This is a genomic window from Corynebacterium sp. c8Ua_99, assembly GCF_039907185.1.
In the GTDB taxonomy this organism is placed as follows: Bacteria; Actinomycetota; Actinomycetes; order Mycobacteriales; family Mycobacteriaceae; genus Corynebacterium; species Corynebacterium jeikeium_D.
In genome coordinates, this window is record NZ_JASBOG010000010.1 from 53,576 (window position 1) to 70,558 (window position 16,983).

A 16,983-nucleotide genomic window follows, 5' to 3' on the forward strand; every position below is an offset into this window, starting at 1 on the left:
AGAAAGATATAACACCGCGTTCACAATTGCGCTTGCTGAGAAGCCGAAAAAATAGACCGACTGTGGATAACTTTTTAGGGGTGTGGACAACGCGGTCGCCGCGAAAAACAGCGCCGCTGCACAGCCGCAACCTGCACCTTTAGGGTGTGTTCTCCGTGCCGTCGTTAAGCATTGGCGGCAAACGTGGGTGTAATGACCGAAGTAATCCGAACGATTGGTTAGACTATGAGGCGCATTACAAAACCACGGGAGTGCCAACCGAAATTCCGGCACTGAGAGGACGCTAGGAATCGAGCGTCGACCGGACGAACCTGAATCTGGGTAATACCAGCGTAGGAAAGGGATGTGTTGCTTCATGGCCGCACGTGTATCTGTATCCGCTCCGCCGAAAGAGGGCGAGGTTACAACTGGCCCGATTTACCGCAGTAACAAGCATTACGACGAGGTTGCGTTTAGCAACGATTTCGGTGAGGCGAACCTGCGGATTCCAGTTCGTCGAATCAATCTGACGGACGGTACTCACTTCGATGCTTACGACACCTCGGGTATCTACACCGAGGAAAACCCGAAGCTGAACCTGAAGGAGGGTTTGGCTAAGACTCGTGACTCGTGGCCGAAGGCTCCGGCAGTGCCGGCGGTTGCGGGCTCTGAGGATGCACCGAAGGTCAAGACGCAGCTGGCATGGGCGCGTGCGGGAATTGTCACCCCGGAGATGGCTTTCATCGCCGCTCGTGAAGGTGTGGATCCGGAAGTTGTGCGCGAAGAGGTCGCTGCGGGTCGTGCCGTGATTCCGGCCAACCACAAGCACCCGGAGACTGAGCCGATGATTATCGGCAAGCGTTTTGCCACCAAGATCAACGCAAATATCGGCAACTCGGCCGTGACTTCGTCCATCTCTGAAGAGGTGGAGAAGATGGTGTGGGCAACCCGTTGGGGCGCGGACACCATCATGGACCTGTCCACTGGCAAGGACATTCACGAAACCCGCGAGTGGATTCTGCGTAACTCCCCGGTGCCGGTTGGTACGGTGCCGATTTACCAGGCGCTGGAGAAGGTCAAGGGTGACCCGGCCAAGCTGACCTGGGAAATCTACCGCGAAACCATCATTGAGCAGTGTGAACAGGGCGTGGACTACATGACCGTTCACGCGGGTGTGCTGCTGCGCTATGTGCCTCTGGCCGCCAACCGCGTGACAGGCATTGTTTCCCGCGGTGGCTCGATTATGGCCGCATGGTGCCTCGCGCATCACCAGGAGAGCTTCCTCTACACCCGCTTCGCTGAGCTGTGCGACATTCTGGCGCAGTACGATGTCACGTTCTCCCTCGGTGATGGCCTGCGTCCGGGCTCCATTGCCGACGCTAACGATGAAGCCCAGCTGGCTGAGCTGCGCACCCTCGGCGAGCTGACCAAGATCGCTAAGTCCCGCGGCTGTCAGGTCATGATTGAAGGTCCAGGCCACGTTCCGATGCACAAGATCGCCGACAACGTGAAGTGGGAAGAGGAGTGGTGTGAGGAAGCTCCGTTCTACACCCTCGGCCCGCTGGCAACCGATATCGCGCCGGGCTATGACCACATCACCTCGGCTATCGGTGCGGCAATCATTGCGCAGGCTGGCACCGCCATGCTTTGCTACGTCACGCCGAAGGAGCACCTGGGGCTGCCGAACCGCGACGACGTCAAGGTCGGCGTGATTACTTACAAGATTTCCGCGCACGCCGCCGACTTGGCGAAGGGGCTGCCGCGCGCTCAGGAGCGTGACGACGCGCTGTCGAAGGCCCGCTTCGAGTTCCGTTGGCATGACCAGTTTGCACTGGCTCTGGATCCGGACACTGCGCTGGATTACCACGATGAGACTCTGCCTGCAGAGCCGGCAAAGACTGCGCATTTCTGTTCCATGTGTGGTCCGAAGTTCTGCTCCATGCGTATTTCCAAGGATGTACAGGACTACGCGAAGGAACACGGCCTGGACTCCGTTGAAGCGATCGAGGCCGGCATGGCTGAGAAGTCCCAGGAGTTCGCTGATCAGGGGAGCCGCGTCTACCTGCCGATTACCGCGGAGTAGCTGGTTGTCTTAGAAGCTGCTGAAGTAAGCCGTGGTCGAGCTCTATTGGGCTTGGCCGCGGTTTTCTTTTGCTTTCAGCTATTTCTGCCGGCCTCAGTGTTGAGCCTCAAACGGGGGAGGGTAAGGCGCACCTTCATAAAGGCGTTAGGTAAACCTAACTAGTGGGGTGTACATTGCTTATATGCACAGCCTGAGATTCCTGACTTTCGATAATTCCCACCGCCATCTCGCAGGTGCTCGCAACACTCGCAACACTCGCCGTTCATTCAGCTCTGAATCATCCACGGTTGGAGAAGACGTGCGTCGACCGGTGGGGCGGGGTGCGCGCAGAGCTGCGACTGCGGTTTCGCTGTCCGGCGCCATGGTTCTTTCGGCGTTTGTGTCCCCGGCAATGGCTGAAACTGCGAAGCCAATCGTGCCGGACAATTTTCCCAATGTGATTAATCCAGCGGAGAACTTCCAGCCGCAGGATTCACAGTATGTCGAATCCCCGGAAGTTACTGTCACTTTTGAGGACGGCACACCAGCTGAAGGTGCCACGGTTCATCGCGGCGATGTTCTTATTGTTCGCGGCAGTGGTTTCAATCCGTCGGCCAACCGTGGTGGTTACCCGCTTCCAATTCCTCCGGGTGTGCCCAATGGTGTTTACGTTCTCTACAGTGCGTTCCCAGACTCGTGGAAGCCAAGTGAAGGTGCTCCGTCTTCGGCGCGGAAACATCCACACGACAACATTGCCTGGGTCACGCCGGCCGGAACTCTCGAGGCCATACCGAACCAGGGCGTCGATATGCGGCGTTCTATCGCTCGTCAGGCTACCCCGATGACAGATGACGGCAGTTTTGAAGCCCGCATTGTTGTTGACCCGCCAGAGACCCCAGCTGGTGAAAACTGGGGTATTTACGTCTACCCGGCAGCCGGCTCTATTAATGAGGCCGAGGAAATCTATATTCCGTTGAATTATTCGGATGCTCCGGGCAAGAATGCCCCGGCTCCCTCCAGCGAGGATTTAGTAATTTCTGTATCTGCGCTGGAGAAGGTATTCGGCGCACTGGGTGGCGGAGTCACTGCTAAGAACGGTGCTCTAGAGCCTGAGGACGGTGTTGTCTCATTCACCCGCGACAATGACAACAGCGATGCCGAAGGGGAGAGCTACCGCGGAGAAGTTCACTTCACCGCGAAGTTCAGTCTGGTTCATGTGGTCGTTCGTAATCCGCGCATTGAGGACGGCCCGACCGGAAAGATTATTACGGCAGAGGTCTCGCAGGGCTACGATGTCGGTCCGGATGAGATGGAGCGTATGCCCATAGCCGCTGTTGTCAACAGTGATGGCGATCAGCTGATCACGACCATCGGCACTATCTCGCAGTTCCGGTAGTCCCTCCGGTCATCATGGCCGCCAATTGTTGTCCACCTGGCACTTCGTTCAAAGTAAGCCGTCATACCTTGCGGGTTCTTGTGGGGTTGTAACCACTGCCGTATTGGAATCACTACATTAGATAGAGGCGCTTACCAGCGATGAGGAGGAACGTGGGACGGCATAGTCGGGCAGAAGGACCGGTGTCACAGGATGGGGCATCGTCACAGGTTGCGGAGTCGCAACGTGCTGTTGCGGAGTCTCCGTCGCGGGCCTCGCGAAAAATATGGGTTCGCAAACCCAATCAGGTCCCTGCGCTGACGCAATCGCCTGTGATGAGCTGGCCTCTTATGCTGGTCTCGCTGCTCGGTGGTCTTGCCTCGCTGCTGGCCTGGAATGGCCGCACCCAGCCGGACGATTGGGCGTCGCTCTGGGTGGGCGGGCTACTGATGGACAGGGGACTTGAGTCCCATCTCTATGATGCCGATCCAATCGATTTCACCGCCATGAGTGGAGAGGTCTGGCCACGCCTGGCGCAGGAAGTGTCTGCGCCATTTACGCATCCCTTTGTGCAAAACCCTTTGTTTGCAAAGGCTCTGGGAGCGATATCCCACGTCATGAGCTTTGAAACCTCGGTTGCTTGGTTGCTGTTTCTTTCCGGAATGGCCGTCGTGGTCCTGGTCGCAGCTTCCTACCACCTGTGGTTTCGGTCGACCATGCCCTGGGGTATCGCAGCGCTGGTTACCGCATGCGTATTCGCCCTGCCGACCACTCTTAATTCGTTCTGGATTGGTCAGACGACACCGCTGATTGTCGCGGGCGTCGCCTATGGGCTTGCCGCCTCGCGCACTCGTCCTTGGCTCGCGGGCATCGTCCTCGGCATCGTCGCATCCATTAAATTGACTCCGTATGCGCTTATCGCCGTGATGCTCTTTTTCGCTTATCGACGGCGCGCAGCCCTCTGGTCGCTGGCCACCACGGCGGTACTGGCGATCTGGATGCTTATCCGCATTGACATGCCGGTTATTTCGGACTGGATTGACCGAATCGACGACATTGGTGCGTCGGTCTTGGTCGGTGGTGCGAATCAGTCGTTGGCGTCGACTTTAGCCACAGACCTGGGCAATCCTGATTTATTAGTAACAGTGGTGCGTGATTATCCGAGTCACGTGAAAACGATTCCACTGTGTATTGCGCTTGGCGTGGTGTTGATGGTCACCGCAGTTGCGTGGTTGAACCCGGTCTACCGGTTTGAGTTTCTAATCACCGGCGCGTGGCTTATTGCAGCCACATTCTCATCGATTCTTTGGACCCACTACATGTTGATGCTGGTCACGCCTGTGTTCGGTTTGGCCGCCATGGCGCGGACCCGATTGACCAGACAGTGGCCGTATATCGGTATTGCGTTGCTAGTGGTCCTGCTGACGTTCCCTGTGACAAACCCGATTGCTGCTACGCCGTATACCGGCGGATTTGTGTACTCGGGGATTACTGCGATGCTCTTGACGCTGGCATTGATGCTAGTTGTTGGTGGCTGCCACGCGTTTGCGGTACATCGGTACGGCGATCGTGATGCAGGCGAGGTTGGAGCTGGTTTTGGCAGTGAATTAGCTGCCGCGGAGACGTTGAAATTTCCTCAGCCAGAGCCAATGGTCTTATTCGACTTGAGGAAGCGCTAAATTTAGCGGCTCAGCATAGAGACGATGTCACGGGCGGACATGTCGCTGTAGATCTCGTTTCGGGCGCTCTTAACCTGGTGTCCGAAGTGGACTGCGTTAGCGTCACTGCTGGTGTCGCGGGTAAGAGCCTCGCGCAGCGGCTGAGAGAAAAAGGCGCGCTTGGTAGTGAAAGAGCGGGGGAACAGGTTTTCAAGGCTCACGGTATAAACCCTTTCTGTGGTCGGGATCCGGTCGGGACTCCGGTTTGAGAGGTTCTGTATTCAAATGGTTTTCTTTGATGCGGTTGCCACTATATGTCTGAATATGCCCGATATCGAGTTAAAACGGGCAAAAGTGACTAAGTGGATACCGTTCCCAACATGAAAGCTGCATCACACTGTGGACCGGCTTAATGCTCGGTCACGGTCAGTTGTGGGCTCCAATACAATGAAATCCGGAATCAAATGTGAAGTAGGAGTTTGGTTATGGCTATTTCTTCGGCACCCACCCCTGAGTCCCCGGATTCAGCGGATACCTCGGACGCGGCATCGCGCAGCGTTCCGGCGGCAGCGCTCAGTCACGTTGAGGATTTAATAGATTTTGTGGCTGCGTCGCCAAGCTCATTTCATGCGGCACAACAGGTCGTTGACCGTCTGAGTGCAGCCGGTGCCACGGTCATCGATGAGCACGAACAGTGGCCAAGTAAACCCGGTGCCTACGTCCTGCGTCGCGATGGCGCTGCCGTTGCTTGGATCGTCCCGGAGACGCCGGCTGCCGATTTCACCGGTTTCCGTATTGTGGGTTCCCACACGGATTCGCCCGGTTTTCGTGTGAAGCCCAACGCGCGCACCTCCGCCGCAGGCTATGCGCAGGTCGCCGTTGAAGTCTACGGCGGCGCGTTGTTGGGAAGCTGGACCGACCGCGAAATTGAGTTCGCCGGTCGGGTAATTGATAAAAGCGGCAATGAGCACCTTGCTCGCACTGGCCCGGTTGCGCGTATTCCGCAGTTGGCTATCCACCTCAATCGTGCGGTTAACGAAGAGGGGTTGAAGCTCCACAAGCAGAATCACACTGCACCAATCATCGGACTGGATACTTTCGGCACCGATGTGTACCAGGTCATCGCCAATGCTGCGGGCCTGTCTATCGACGACATCGTCGCCTGGGACCTCATTTCCTTCGACACTCAGCAGCCGCGCACCTTCGGTGCTCACGATGAGTTCCTGGCTTCTGGCCGACTCGACAACCTGCTCAGTGTCCACTCCTCCCTGGTTGCCTTCGAGACCTTGCTCCGCCAAAACTGGAGCACGTCAACCACCATCCCCGTCATGGTCGCTTTCGACCACGAGGAAGTCGGGTCCGCCTCCACTACGGGCGCTGCAGGGCCACTGCTTGCCGACGTTCTGTCCCGCATCGCAGCGGCCACAGGCGCTGACCTGGAACGCACCCAGCAGCTCTACCGCGGTTCCATCTGTCTCTCTGCCGACGGCGCACACGGTGTGCACCCGAACTATGCAGGTGAACACGAGCCGGGGCACCAGCCGGAACTCAATGCTGGCCCAGTGGTGAAGATCAATGCCAACCAGCGCTATGCCACCACGGCGGCTGGTCAGGCCGAGGTTGTCCGAATTGCAGCGGAAACCTCCAAGCGCATTGGTCAGGAAGTGCCGGTGCAGTATTTTGTATCTGCGAACCACAAGCCATGCGGCTCCACTATCGGCCCGATCACTGCAACGCGACTGGGTATCGACACCATCGATATCGGAGCTGCGATGGTCTCCATGCACTCGGCGCGTGAGATGTGCGGCACGATTGATCCATGGTGGTTGGCCGAACTCACCGTGGATTTTTGGGGTGCCGGAAACTAGCAGCTCGCTGGCAGCGCTGAAGTCGTCTCTAGCAGTGGAGATGTTGGGGCGCTGTGGCCGTCGTGAAGCGAAAATGGGTGAGGGAATTTCCGTAGCTGCTCGTCGTGGAGCCTATTTTCTGTCATGCTATGAACCATGACTGATGCTAACGACACCCTGCCGTCGCACCGCCTTGAAGTACCTATCGAAGAGGCGGTGGCATGGCGTCGCCAACTGCACCAGAATCCGGAGCTGAGCTTCCGGGAGTACAGGACCTCGGACATGATTGAGGATTTGCTCAATCAGTGGGACATCCCGACGTACCGGTTGACCCCGACGTCCGTAATTGGCGTCATCGAGGGAACAGCGGGCGACCCCAGCACTGGCCGTGTGATTGGCTACCGCGCGGATATTGACGCCCTGCCGATTCAGGAGGAAACGGGACTGCCGTACGCCTCGCGCACGCCAGGTGTGATGCACGCCTGTGGGCATGATGTTCACACGGCGATGCTGCTGGGCACGGCGAAGGTGCTCTCTGGAATGCGCGATCAACTGCACGGCAAGGTGCTGTGCATCTTCCAGCACGCCGAAGAAATGCTGCCGGGCGGTGCTCGTGAGCTGGTCGACAAGGGTGCCGCCGATGACTTGGATGAGGTCTACGCCTTCCACGTCGCGCCGCATCCGGTAGGGCATGTGGGAATTTGCGCTGGGCGAGTGACAACCATGTCGGGCATCGTCTCCATCGCGATTCGTGGCCGTGGCGGACACTCTTCGAACCCGCAGCTGTCGATTGACCCGGTGCTCATCGCCAGCGAGGTGACTCTCATGCTGAACACGATTGTCTCCCGCGATGTGGATCCGAAGCACATGAATATCGTCAACGTCGGCTCACTGCATTCAGGTGAGGCCGGCAACGTGATTCCGGATACGGCCAACCTGGAAGTGTCCATCCGCTCGGTGGATGAGGCCGACTGGGAGATTGTCTGCCAGCGTATCGAGGCCGTCGTCAACGGCGTCTGCCAAGCTCACGGCGCACAGGCGACTTTCGACTGGCAGATTCCGTACCCGATGGTGGTCAACGCCGACATTGCAGTCAATCGTGCCTGGCATGCGGCGACGAAGGCAGTTGGCAACTCCAAGGTGTTCGCCGCCGATCCGTGGGCTCCTTCGGATGACTTCTCCTATTTTTCTCGTGAAGCGCCGGGCTGTTACATGTTCCTCGGCACCGGTGGCCCGGAAGCGGGTAATCCCTTCTTTCTCCACAATTCCAAGTTTAAAATTGTGGAGAGAGCCATGGTCAATGGCATGCGCACGGAAATCCAAATCGCGCTCGACGCACTGAACCCGTCGAAGAATCATCCGCCGGAGCGACCTGCCACATCTCCGACCATGCCCGCAGCAGGTTCCGTGCCTCCACGGCCGCGGAAGGCAGGCCTTGGCACGCCACAGTCGCATGCGGGCCAGGCGCGGGCGTCGTCAAGCGAATCGGCGGGGGAGACCTCACCGAGTCCTGAGGCGGCGGCATCAGATAATTCCAATCAGCCTCAGGCACCTAGAGAGGATGCATAGGACAATGTCCACGACCCCCAACGCCCCTAATAAGACGCTCGCTGCCGCACCTGAGTGGTCGAAGTGGGCGATTGGATGGCACGTCTATCCACTGGGGTTTGTGGGAGCGCCCATCCGTGAGAAGGATCGAGGCGCCGCGCCGGTCAATCGAATTCGCAAACTGATTGACTGGCTTCCGTACGTCCAGGAGCTCGGGCTCAACGTCCTGCAGCTGGCTCCAGTATTCGAGTCGACTAGCCACGGCTACGATACCGAGGACTACTACCGCATTGACTCGCGCCTGGGTACCGAAGAGGACATGAAGGCTGTCATCGAAGCTGCCCATGAGCGCGGCATCAAAGTGCTTTTCGACGGCGTCTTCAACCACATCGGGGCAGAGGCACCCGCGTTGAAGACCGCGAAGGAAAACCCTGACTCTGAAGAAGCACAGCTCTTTGCGTTTACTCACTCAGATGGCGACATGACCGCGCCGGTGTTTGAGGGCCATGAGAGTTTGGTCGAATTCGATCACACCAGTGACGCGACTGTTGATTTTGTCGTCAACGTGATGAATTACTGGCTGGCGCGGGGGATTGATGGCTGGCGACTGGATGCGGCCTACGCAGTGGACCCACAGTTCTGGCACAAGGTTTTGCCGCGAGTGCGTGCTGAGCACCCGCACGCCTTTATCTACGGCGAGGTCATCCACGGTGACTATGCGGAGATTGTGTCGGTGTCCGGCATGGACTCGGTGACGGAATACGAGCTGTGGAAAGCGACCTGGTCTGCGCTGAAGGAGGAAAACTTCTTCGAGCTGGACTGGACTCTGAAGCGCCATAACACCTTCGCGGAGTCTTTTGTGCCGGTGACGTTTGTGGGCAACCACGATGTTTCACGCATTGCGACGCAGGTAGGGGCCGACAAGGCCGTGCTGGCGGCGACGGTGCTGTTTACCGTGGCCGGTGTGCCGCTGGTCTACTACGGCGACGAACAGGGTTATACCGGTCTCAAAGAGGAACGCATCGGCGGTGACGACCAGATCCGTCCAGTGTTCCCGGATAGCCCGGAGGAACTCTCTGCGCTTGGCGCAGATCTCTACCGCGCTTACCAGCAGCTCGTTGCAGTGCGACGCCGCTTCCCATGGCTGCACTCCGCTCGCGTGGAGACTGATGAATTGCGCAATGGTTTTCTTCGCTACCGCGTGACCGCAACCGACGCGGCGCTCGTGGACGATGCTGCCGGAGCCTCGGGTGAGGCTGGAGCTTCCGGCGAGATGCCCTCGCTCGTTGTCGAGCTGAACCTGGAAAACGGCGCAACCAGCGCGGTGATCCGTGATGGTGACCACGTGGAATTTGAGTTTTCCTAGGCTCTCTAGGCGGCTCTAGGCTGCCCCGGAGAACCAAAACCGCCCGGACACAATGTCCAGGCGGTAATTCTTTCGTGCCCCATCGATGAGTGGGCACAAGGGGTAGTGACTGCGTTTATGTTTGCTGGCTACCCCTGTTTTCGCAGATGCAGTGATTACATCTCTGCGGTCTCAGCAGGGGTCATCTCGTCGGAGGATGCCGGAGTGGTGGCCTTCTGCTCGAAGGTCTCCGACGGGTTGGCCTGGTCGCCGACCTTCACGTCCGAGTCAACCTGATTCGGGGGAGAGCAAGCGACCAGGGCTGCTGCGGCAATGGCGGATGCGGCGATAGCGCCGGCGATGCGGTTACGCATGGATGTGGCTCCTCTGTCGGAAAAACAATAGCTACAAGGGGCTAATAAACTTTTCTCACATTATCTTAAAGCAATATCTTAGAGGATTCTTAACGGCTTGCGGGAACCAAGGGGCCAATCGCCCCCGCGCCGATGCATAGGGTTGCCCCCGGAGTCGCCTTTTCCACATCGACATGGAGAGTATTTCCGCCACCGTTGAGGTACACATAGCGCGGTCGCAGATCGTTGTTCATCTTCACGACTGTGGAACCACCGCGGGTTTGCTCTTCAGTCTCGAAAGGATTGGGGAGCGACAGGCGCACATCCATGTCCTCGGAGGCGGTGGCCGGGAACTCAAGCACCCAGTCACCGAGCTTGATGATGTTCTCCAACTTGATGTCCTTCGACGCGGTGCCGTCCTCGCCAACTGTGATGCGATGGCCACACTGCTCGACAGGGCCGTCAGTGACACGGGTGACCTCGGAGACCTTGGCGTCGATAAGCGAACCGTCTGTATTGAACATGCGCGGGTGACCGGTGACGCGCTCAAACGGCGGGCGATCGGAGACCGCATCAAACACCCGCGAGTACATGTTCATCGGAGCGGCGACGGGCACGAGAACTTCGAAGGGGACGGGCTGGTCGATGAGATTGTAGTCGATCGCCTTGTCGGGGCCAGCGGCATCGGCTTCCTCGCGCAGCGCGGACAGCGACGCCTTGGTGTTGCCGATCCACTCCATTGCGATGTCATCAGACCAGGCATTGCGGTAAGTGACCACGGAAATCGTGGAGGTGACAGCCAGCGCGATGCCCAGCGACCAAATCAGAATGTGCGTACGAGCCGGTAGCAGCGCTGGCGCCTCGTCCTTCGGTGGGAGTCCAGCCAGGGAGATCGCGACGCAGATTACGATCACGAGCGCGACATCAGAGTAGTAGTGCAAAGTGTGCGCCAGCACGCCAGAGGTGTTCTCTCCCGAGCGGAACAGGGTGATGGCGAACAAGGTGGTGAACATGTACGCCACCGATAGCGTCCACGGAGCCCAGCCACGGTAATCGCGGCCGATGAGGGTGGCAGACAGAATCAACAGGATAATGCCGCCGAGAGTAATCAGCTGAGACGAAGCGGAGGCAAACGGCTGTCCCGGAGCCCAGCGTTCCCAGCTTGTTGGACCGCCGATGATGCCGGCAAAAATCTGGCCGAGGCCGTTGAAGAACAGTTCGGGCTGTAGCTTGTCGGAAATGAAGCCGGTGGTTTCGGCGGGGCCGAAGTAGTACCACAGTGCCCAGGCGCCGGTCAGCAGCATCGATGGGATCCAGATGACGAGGCCACGGCGGAGAACCTGCAGGATATTTCTGCGCTCCATGTAAGCCAAAGTGACGACAACCAGCATGGAAATCGGCGCGATAGCCAGGGACTTCTCAAAGAACCCGAGCGCCACGGCCAGCAGCACGAACAGGCCTACGGCCTCCCACGGGCGGGGGCCGAAGGAACGACGCATAGTCGTGCGAATAGCGACAATCATGAAAACCACAAATGCTAGGTGGAACGGCTGGGAATTGGCCGCGGCCGACCACCAGGTGTCGCCCGGAAGCATCAGCGGTGTCCAGGCGACGATCGTGATGAGGAAGAGAGACACCAGCGTGCGGCCGGTGAGAAGCTCAAAGAGTTTAGCTGTGGCGTATGTCAGCACTACCGACATCACGGCCATGGTGATAGCCGGTAGCCACCAGTTCCACGGTGCGATGAGGTGATAGAGGCCTTGCACCAAGAAGGCCAGTGGTGCAAGGTGCCCGTCGTGATCCTGAAGCAGGTAGTCCTTGCTCAGCAGTGGGGTGTCGTAAAGATGGCCAACAATGATGAAGTCATCCCAGTAAAAACCATGGCTAGTCAGCACCAGAATGCGAGCGACAAGCTGTATCGCAATAACAACTCCGATGAGTGGCCACCACTGCTTCGCAGACAGGTCAAGTCGCTCGCCCCACGTCAATGTGGGCATGTAGTATGGGCGAGAACTTTCCTGCTCAGCGGTGTTGTCAGCACCAGGGGCCTCGGCAGTTTTCACTGCGGAATCCGCGGCTGTCCCCTCATCGCCGACTGTCGGCGTATGAGGGGGTTGGGCAGTTGGGGTATCTCCTGTAGATGACCGCTCGGCTTTAGTCATGGTTCCTTATGTTATCTAGGCCATCTGCTGGGCGCGGTAGGGTAGGCAAAAGTTAGTGCTTAGGGCGTGTCGACACAGGCTTCATACGCCGCTAATGAATACATCAATAATGTTTGAGCAATACCGCTCGAGTTAAAGAAAAATAGGAGCAAGTGGGATGACGCAATCGGCGAGTGCAGCGCGCGCTAACTTCTCGTGGCGCAATATTGACATCATCATTGCAGCTGTTATCGGCGTGGCCGTTGGCCTGATTTTTGTTATCTGGAACATCATCGGCGGTGCGGGCTATGAAGCAGTCAACGCGCTTACTCCTGGTCTTGGCGGTTTGGTCGCTGGTATGTGGTTCCTCGGTGGTCCGCTCGGCGCGTACATCATTCGCAAGCCGGGTGCAGCTATCTTCGTCGAGGTAATCGCGGCGACGGTTTCAGCACTGATCGGTAACCAGTGGGGTATCTCCACCCTGTACTCAGGTTTGGCGCAGGGGCTCGGCGCGGAGCTGGTGTTCCTCATTCTGGCGTATAAGAGCTACAACCTGGCCACCGTGGTTATCTCCGGTCTCATGGCAGGTGTTGGCGCATGGACTTTCGAGCTTTTCACTGGAAACCTGGCCAAGACTTTCGAATTCAACGTCATCTATCTGATCTCCACGGCGCTGTCGGGTGCCGTCCTCGCCGGTCTGCTGGCTTACTTCCTGGCTAAGGCACTGGCGGCAACTGGAGCGCTGGATCGTTTTGCCATCGGGCGAGAGCGGCACGACGACGTCTAGGAAAATCGATGACAGATGAGGCGTTGACGCGGGGGCCGTCGTCAAGCGGAAATGTCCCTGCGGTGAGCGCGCGGGGGTTCGGATATCGGCACGCGGGGCGCAAAGCTGCGGTACTGAACGACATCACGCTGGACATCGAGCGCGGTGAAAAGGTGCTGTTGCTCGGCGCGTCGGGGATGGGGAAGTCGACGCTGCTCGCCGCTATTGCTGGCGTGCTTGGCGACGACTCCGATGGCGAAGCCACCGGAAAGCTCCTGATTGAAGGTCGTACTCCTGCTTCCGCACGGGGCGCGGTGGGCTTGGTGCTGCAAGACCCTGACTCGCAGACGATTAGTGCTCGCGTTGGCGACGATGTTGCCTTTGGTGCGGAAAACCTGGGCGTTGCCCCAGCTGAGATTGGCAACCGAGTGCGCGCCAGCCTGGATTTGGTGGGGCTGGATTTGCCGCTGGATCATCCCACGCACAGACTTTCGGGTGGGCAGAAGCAGCGCCTCGCATTGGCAGGTGTGCTGGCAATGGGCGCACGGGTCATTTGTTTGGACGAGCCGACGGCCAACATCGACCCGGCCGGTGTGCCGGTACTACGCGATGCTGCGATTACCGCGGCGGAGAGGACCGGTGCGGCACTGATTGTGGTCGAGCATCGAGTGGATGCGTGGGTCGATGTGGTCGACCGCATCATCGTGCTGGGTCGCGGAGGTGTGATTGCCGATGGTGCACCGCATCGGGTCTTGGAAGACTACGGGCAGGCTCTGACGGATGCTGGGGTGTGGATTCCGGGTGCTCCGCCCGCGCTGCCGGATGCGCGTTCAGTTGCCTGCGACCAGGACGGGCACCCTAGCGGTGACATCGCGATCGAAACCCGCGATCTGGACATCGGCTATGGCGCGAAGAAGTCGTGGTTCAGGGGTAGCGAAACTGTTGAGCCTATTGCTCGCGGAGTATCCGTTTCTATCCCATCCGAAGCTTCCACCTGCATCGTTGGTCACAACGGCAGCGGGAAGTCCACGTTAGCGCTGACGCTCGGCGGCCTGCTTGAGCCGATGGCGGGCACGGTCCAAGTGGCCGGCAGCGGTAGTGCGCCGTGGAAATGGCCGTCGAAGAAGTTGGCTACTCGGATTGGCACGGTCTTCCAAGACCCCGAGCATCAATTTGTCACCGGCACAGTGCTGGAAGAGTTGCAGCTTGGACCGAAGCTTGTCGGTGTCAACGCTGATAAGCGCATCGAGGAATTACTTGAGCGGCTGCGGCTAACGGCTCTGACCAAGGCGAATCCGTTCTCACTCTCGGGCGGTGAGAAGCGACGTCTGTCGGTGGCGACCATTCTGGCGACAGCGCCGGATATTGTGCTTCTCGACGAACCGACGTTCGGCCAAGACCGCCGGACATTCACCGAGCTGCTCACTTTGCTTCGCCAACTTGCTGACGACGGCCGAACTGTTATCTCGATTACCCACGATCCATTGGTGGTACAAGCGATGGGGGACTACGTCATCGACATGGATTCGTTTCATCCGGAGCGGTCAGGCCGTGCGGCGCCGGGACAGCGTGGTTCAGGGGAGCAGGCCGGTCCGAGCCGCACTAGCGGTGCGCGCGGCCAGGGCGAAGCAGGAGGGAAATCGTGACTGAAGTCGGTTCCGCCGGTACGGCTGAAGGTACGCAGAGCGCTATTTCGAGTAAGCAGCCTTTCCTCGCGACGGTCAACCCGGTGGCGAGAGTACTGGGCCTATTCTTGCTCACCACACCGCTGCTGATTTCCATCGACTGGGTCTCCGCAGTGGTTGCGCTTGTCTGCACGCTTTTCTTGGTGCCGCTGTCGGGTTTGGGTTTTCGTCGTTTTCTAGGACGCAGCCTGCCACTTCTTATCGCCGCGCCCATCTCTGGAATCTCGATGGCGCTCTACGGCAACCCGGAGGGCAAAGAGTATTTCTCCTTCCTGCTTGCGCATGTGACGGATAATTCTATTTCCCTGGCCATCGCGATTATGTTGCGTGTGCTGGCTATCGGTACTCCAGTTGTCGTGTTGACAGCCAATATCGACCCCACCGATCTGGGCAATGGGCTGGCGCAGATTCTCAAGCTGCCCAGCCGCTTTGTGCTGGCAACGGTGGCGAGTCTGCGGCTCGTCGGCCTGTTCATCAGCGATTGGCAGGCGCTGACCCGAGCCCGTCGCGCACGCGGTTTGGGTGACCACGGTGCAATCCGCCGCACTACTTCTCAGGTGTTCGCTCTGCTGGTGTTCGCGCTGCGCCGCGGCACCAAACTGGCTACAGCCATGGAAGCCCGCGGCTTTGGTGCACCGATTAAGCGTACGTGGTGGCACACCTCGACATTGGCCGCGCGTGACTATGTCACCATGGCCGCCTGCCTTGCCATCGCCGTCGCAGCAATCGGTATTTCCGTGTGGGCCGGGGAGTTCCGCTTCCTGGGCGTGGCGTAGCAAAGGCATTTCGATCACGATGATTCTGCTTATCGATGGCCGTTCCGGCAGTGGCAAAACCACCTTTTCGGCAAAGTTGCACAGTATCCTCGGTTGGCCAGTTATCCACTTGGAGGATGTCTATCCGGGCTGGTCCGGCCTGCAGAAAGCATCGGCCGCAGTTGCGGAGACCATTTTGAACCCCGCTCTACCGGCCGATGAGCGCGGGTATCGCCGGTGGGACTGGTACGCCAGTGAATTCGCCGAGTGGGTCCCCACGCCACCGGACTCCTCGCTCATCGTCGAAGGCTGCGGCGCTGTCACTGAAGCTAACCTTGCCGCTGCCCGCGCCATCGGCGACGGCAACGCCTGGGGAGTCTGGGTAGAGCTGGACACACAGACTCGATTTGCCCGTGCCATGGCTCGCGACGACCACTTCGAGGAACACTGGGACATGTGGGCCGAGCAGGAATCCCAGCATATGGCGAAGCACAATCCGCAACAGCTCGTCGACTGGACCATCAACGTCCCAGAACAGTTAACGTGGAAGCTCTGATGAGAAAAACACTCGCGTGCCTCGGTGCAGGCTTCGGTTCCATGCTCCTCGTCGGCGGACTACGCGTCGCCGCTAATTCGGAGCTACGCCCACCACGCCTGCCCAATCGCAGACCTCCGCGGTGGGTTCTTCCCACAGTAGGTGCCGCGTGGACACTGGCCAGCTGCCGCGCCTACTACGCTCGCGCATCGCATCGCTTGACGACGCCCCTGCTCGCCGGCCTCGCAGTACCAGGAGCCGCAGCGATCGTTTTCGAGGCCGTTCGCCTTCGATGTGCAGCCCAAAAACCAACTCTGCCGCCACACACCGTGGTTGTACTGGGATGCGGATTGAAGAACAATCGGCCCTCGGCCCTGCTGGCCAGAAGATTACAGCGAGCAGTCTCAGCGTGTGATGAGCGTACCGAGCGAATCATCTGCTCCGGTGGGGTCGGCAGTGAAGCGGTGACAGATGCCACCTGCTCCGAAGCGGACGCCATGGTGGAGTGGTTGGAGGCGAACGCTGGGGACGTCGTAAAGCGCGGCGACATCGAGTTGATCCCCGAGGACCAATCGACGAATACGTCGGAAAACATTGACTATGCGTGCGAATTGATGCGCGGCATGGACGGTGCGTTGAGCGCTGGAACGGTTGTTGTGACCAGTGATTTTCATGCGCCACGGGTAGCGAAGCTCATGCGCGAACGGGGGCTGGAACCCTGGTGTGTCGTCGGCGCCTATACGCCGTTGAGGTACTGGGCGACATCGCTGCTGCGGGAATTCCTCGCGCAGTTTATTCTGTGGGCGCCGAGCGGCAACGCGAGAATTTTACGAATTTCGCGGGTAGGGCGAAGCGTTAGCCACTAGTATCGAACGAAGATAAATACGTCGTGCGGTGATAGTGCTACGTAGAAATGCGTAGAGCGCGATATCGA

General features: G+C 58.8%; 14 protein-coding genes and 1 riboswitch. Of the genes, 11 read left to right on the forward strand and 3 right to left on the reverse strand.

Going from position 1 to position 16,983, the window contains the following annotated elements; translation table 11 throughout:
* Positions 1–235: 235 nt before the first annotated feature.
* Positions 236–357: riboswitch (TPP riboswitch) on the forward strand.
* The 3 genes from thiC to QKE19_RS07250 all read left to right on the forward strand — a co-directional run bounded on the left by thiC (position 356) and on the right by QKE19_RS07250 (position 5,095).
* Complete coding sequence (thiC, locus tag QKE19_RS07240; protein WP_049193640.1) at positions 356–2,062, forward strand: phosphomethylpyrimidine synthase ThiC; 1,707 nt, start codon at positions 356–358, stop codon at positions 2,060–2,062. Its footprint overlaps the riboswitch before it by 2 nt.
* Positions 2,063–2,243: 181 nt before the next feature.
* On the forward strand, positions 2,244–3,437 hold the full coding sequence (locus tag QKE19_RS07245; RefSeq protein ID WP_246819314.1) for an HtaA domain-containing protein: 1,194 nt from the start codon (positions 2,244–2,246) through the stop codon (positions 3,435–3,437).
* Positions 3,438–3,751: 314 nt separating this feature from the next.
* Entirely contained in the window at positions 3,752–5,095 is a 1,344-nt protein-coding gene (locus QKE19_RS07250; protein ID WP_284856972.1) for a glycosyltransferase family 87 protein, read from the forward strand.
* Positions 5,096–5,097: 2 nt separating this feature from the next.
* Here QKE19_RS07250 and QKE19_RS07255 read toward each other — a convergent pair whose 3' ends face one another.
* Positions 5,098–5,295: a hypothetical protein gene (locus QKE19_RS07255; RefSeq protein ID WP_048732933.1), complete on the reverse strand. Its 198-nt coding sequence runs from the start codon at positions 5,293–5,295 to the stop codon at positions 5,098–5,100.
* A 264-nt stretch (positions 5,296–5,559) separates the two neighbouring features.
* Between QKE19_RS07255 and QKE19_RS07260 the strand changes: the two genes are divergently transcribed.
* From QKE19_RS07260 to QKE19_RS07270, 3 genes are all read left to right on the forward strand, one after another.
* Complete coding sequence (locus QKE19_RS07260; protein WP_347890701.1) at positions 5,560–6,942, forward strand: M18 family aminopeptidase; 1,383 nt, start codon at positions 5,560–5,562, stop codon at positions 6,940–6,942.
* Between the two features lie 135 nt (positions 6,943–7,077).
* The gene (locus QKE19_RS07265) at positions 7,078–8,490 is read left to right on the forward strand and encodes an amidohydrolase (RefSeq protein ID WP_048732929.1); all 1,413 of its coding nucleotides are present in this window, start codon (positions 7,078–7,080) and stop codon (positions 8,488–8,490) included.
* Between the two features lie 4 nt (positions 8,491–8,494).
* Positions 8,495–9,835, forward strand: coding sequence for an alpha-amylase family protein (locus tag QKE19_RS07270; RefSeq protein WP_048732927.1), 1,341 nt, complete (start codon positions 8,495–8,497; stop codon positions 9,833–9,835).
* A gap of 155 nt (positions 9,836–9,990) precedes the next feature.
* On the opposite strand, the gene QKE19_RS07275 is transcribed toward QKE19_RS07270, so the two are convergent.
* Together QKE19_RS07275 and QKE19_RS07280 are read right to left on the reverse strand one after the other, a co-directional pair.
* On the reverse strand, positions 9,991–10,188 hold the full coding sequence (locus QKE19_RS07275) for a hypothetical protein (RefSeq protein WP_049172707.1): 198 nt from the start codon (positions 10,186–10,188) through the stop codon (positions 9,991–9,993).
* An 89-nt stretch (positions 10,189–10,277) separates the two neighbouring features.
* A complete protein-coding gene (locus QKE19_RS07280; protein WP_347890702.1) occupies positions 10,278–12,329 on the reverse strand; it encodes a hypothetical protein in 2,052 nt (683 codons plus the stop codon).
* Positions 12,330–12,486: 157 nt separating this feature from the next.
* On the opposite strand from QKE19_RS07280, the gene QKE19_RS07285 reads away from it, so the two are divergent.
* Genes QKE19_RS07285 through QKE19_RS07305 form a run of 5 tightly spaced genes read left to right on the forward strand, consistent with a single transcriptional unit; the run spans position 12,487 to position 16,915 of the window.
* Entirely contained in the window at positions 12,487–13,095 is a 609-nt protein-coding gene (locus tag QKE19_RS07285; RefSeq protein WP_049189346.1) for an ECF transporter S component, read from the forward strand.
* An 8-nt stretch (positions 13,096–13,103) separates the two neighbouring features.
* Positions 13,104–14,720, forward strand: coding sequence for an ABC transporter ATP-binding protein (locus QKE19_RS07290; RefSeq protein ID WP_070429527.1), 1,617 nt, complete (start codon positions 13,104–13,106; stop codon positions 14,718–14,720).
* A gap of 44 nt (positions 14,721–14,764) precedes the next feature.
* Positions 14,765–15,535: an energy-coupling factor transporter transmembrane component T gene (locus QKE19_RS07295; protein WP_042389227.1), complete on the forward strand. Its 771-nt coding sequence runs from the start codon at positions 14,765–14,767 to the stop codon at positions 15,533–15,535.
* A gap of 19 nt (positions 15,536–15,554) precedes the next feature.
* Positions 15,555–16,070 (forward strand): para-aminobenzoate synthase, encoded by a 516-nt coding sequence (locus tag QKE19_RS07300; RefSeq protein ID WP_049193649.1) that lies wholly within the window; start codon positions 15,555–15,557, stop codon positions 16,068–16,070.
* Entirely contained in the window at positions 16,070–16,915 is an 846-nt protein-coding gene (locus QKE19_RS07305) for a YdcF family protein (RefSeq protein ID WP_049193650.1), read from the forward strand. Before QKE19_RS07300 ends, QKE19_RS07305 begins: the two co-directional genes overlap by 1 nt.
* Positions 16,916–16,983: the final 68 nt, after the last annotated feature.